Here is a 2457-nt window from a genome sequence, read left to right on the forward strand (position 1 = left end):
CGCTTGGTCATGGCTCCATCCTCGCAAGAGTTGGGGCCTCCGGGAAACCCGGCGCGGTTCAGAGCGTAAAGACCAGCGAGAGCGGAGGGCTTGCTGGCTACGATGCAGGCAAGAAGATCAAAGGCCGCAAGCGCCACATCGTGACCGACACGCTCGGGCTGATGCTCTTCGTGTTCGTTCACGGGGCGGACGTGCAGGATCGTGACGGAGCACCGGCTATGTTGAAGGCCATCCGTCACCGCTTTCCCTGGCTGCGCGACATCTTCGCCGATGGTGGCTGTGTAGGCGAGAAGCTTCGCGCGGCGCTTCACGGCCAAGGCGTTTGGACCCTTGAGATCATCAAGCGATCCGACACTGCCCGGGGCTTCGAGGCTCTCCCGCGCCGGTGGGTGGTTAAACGAACTTTCGCTTGGCTTGGCCGCTGCCGGCGTCTTGCAAGGATCGGGACAGAACCACCGCGAGCTCCACCGCCTGGGCCCTCATCGCCAGCAACAGGATGGAGTCACGACGGCTCGCAAGATACTGCTATCCAACGTGAACTTCTGAGTCCGGCTCTTATCAAGGCCTCGACCTGCGCCACTATGAGGTGCATCGAAGACTTGATAAGTGATGGAACACAGGTCCCGCCAGCCGTACTGATTTGCAACCGTCCTTTTCCGTGATGCCGCCGGGGAAGGCGGCCGACGTCGCTATGGGGCGCTAAAAGTTTCCCAAGGCGACGCCCACAAGCGCCTGATCTTCCCAGGACAGGTCAGCTAAGAGCCGGCGCACCCGTGCGTTCTTGTGCTCCAGATCCTGCATTCGATCTGCCTGATCGATCTGCATGCCCACGTATTCATTGCGTCAGCGACAGTCGCTTTGCGCGGAGGTTTCTGCCTCTTGCACGCCAGAGCTGAGCGCGCACCCTATGCCCTTTGAACCTGGATCCAGCGCAACTTCAGCACCATCTGCTCCCCATTCGTCTTCCGACTTCGCTATGCCCAACTTCTCCAGTCTTCCCTGACCTTCTCAATCAGTCCAGTCCAAAGGCAGCTGCTCAGTGAAAGAGTAGAAAACCTCTGCGCTAAATTCATGAGCAAATAAACTGATTCGCACTAAATGAATATCGGTCTTCTGTACAGCTTGGGCCATCTACATTTTGAATAGGCAAAAAAATCTCAGTCATCTACTTTAAAATAAGCGACACGTGAAAATTTTTGATAAAGCGCAGATAAATAATTCAGCATGCTATCTAATATTTGTTCATTTAATACAATTTAGAGAAACCTTCTTACTACGATTCTTTCCATAAGCAGGCCTATGCATAATGTTCCCCATCCCCATACAAGGACGTAAAAGTAATCAACTTCAATTCCTAAGTTAGGATTATAGGCGATCCTAACCCATTCGATGATCTGCACCATGGGGTTCCATTTCATCAAATCATACATTTCGCTAGGAAGCATATTTGGTAAGAAAAAAAGCCCTGAAGTTGCATAAATTGATATCGTAATAACAATGTATCCCCATAACCACCCTGGAAAGAATGACATAATTCCAATATTAACTGCCCCCATCCCGAGACCTAATAATAATGCCATTGTATATGCGCAGACAGCTGTTGGGATATTTTCAGGAACTGGATTAACTCCGAGCAGCATAAGTATAAAAATAATGATGATAAGACCCTGAAATCCTTTGATGGTTTCCACGATAAATCGTGCGATCATTATATCGAAAGCTTTCACCTGTGGATAGTACATCAATGGTTTATTAACAATTATGGCTTTCATTGCTTCGCGAGAAGTATACTGAAATACAAGGGCAGGCACGGCACCTGTCGCGACAAATAAAATCGGGCTGTTACCCATTGGAGACGGCAGATTGCGGAATGCCATAATTGCTACCATAAGAAATATGTGAGCAACTGGCCAAAGCACGACTACTACATATCCCCAATAAGACCCACCAAATCGAGTCCGCATGTCTCGAAGCATTAAAGCTCTTATCACGTGAGCGTAGGATTCCATTTTACCTTTTCTGATGTCCGTATTCATAGGCGGAATAGACATATTCAAACCTGTACGCGTGGAGATCGCGAATCAATGACCATTAAAGGCTGAAATTGCGGTAAAAATTTGCCTCTTGCTCATCGAGCGCGAATGTTGTCTGGAAGGCATTTTTCGGGAAGCCGGTTGACTGGGATATACGGAGCCGTTCATGAGTTTATTGCCTTTTGATGTCAGCTTGCATGGCCACCTCGGAACCGGTCCGGCGGGTTGGACTGACTACCGGTGCAGGCCGGAAGCGCCTTGAATCGCAGGATGAAGAATCCGTAAGCGTCGCCGATAGCTAGAGCCGTGCCATGGCCGGGCTTATGATGTTAGACCGAGCGTACGTTAACAGGGCCTCGACCTTAGAGCGTCTAACGAAACGGCACAGAGCGAGGTTTTCAGCGTTGGTTTGGCATGGCCAGAC

At 50.4% G+C, this 2457-nt stretch carries 2 protein-coding genes and 1 pseudogene; 1 reads left to right on the forward strand and 2 read right to left on the reverse strand.

The features are described from left to right. Positions 1–538 (forward strand): annotated as a pseudogene (locus tag ASF20_RS23480) (IS5 family transposase); the annotation flags it as partial. Between the two features lie 161 nt (positions 539–699). On the opposite strand, the gene ASF20_RS25295 reads toward ASF20_RS23480, so the two are convergent. Then, positions 700–825, reverse strand: a complete 126-nt coding sequence (locus tag ASF20_RS25295; protein ID WP_280136507.1) for a hypothetical protein — start codon at positions 823–825, stop codon at positions 700–702. A 431-nt stretch (positions 826–1256) separates the two neighbouring features. Beyond that, entirely contained in the window at positions 1257–2009 is a 753-nt protein-coding gene (locus ASF20_RS23485) for an ABC transporter (RefSeq protein ID WP_244476453.1), read from the reverse strand. Between the last annotated feature and the right edge of the window lie 448 nt (positions 2010–2457).

Source organism: Methylobacterium sp. Leaf88 (assembly GCF_001422795.1).
Lineage (GTDB): Bacteria > Pseudomonadota > Alphaproteobacteria > Rhizobiales > Beijerinckiaceae > Methylobacterium.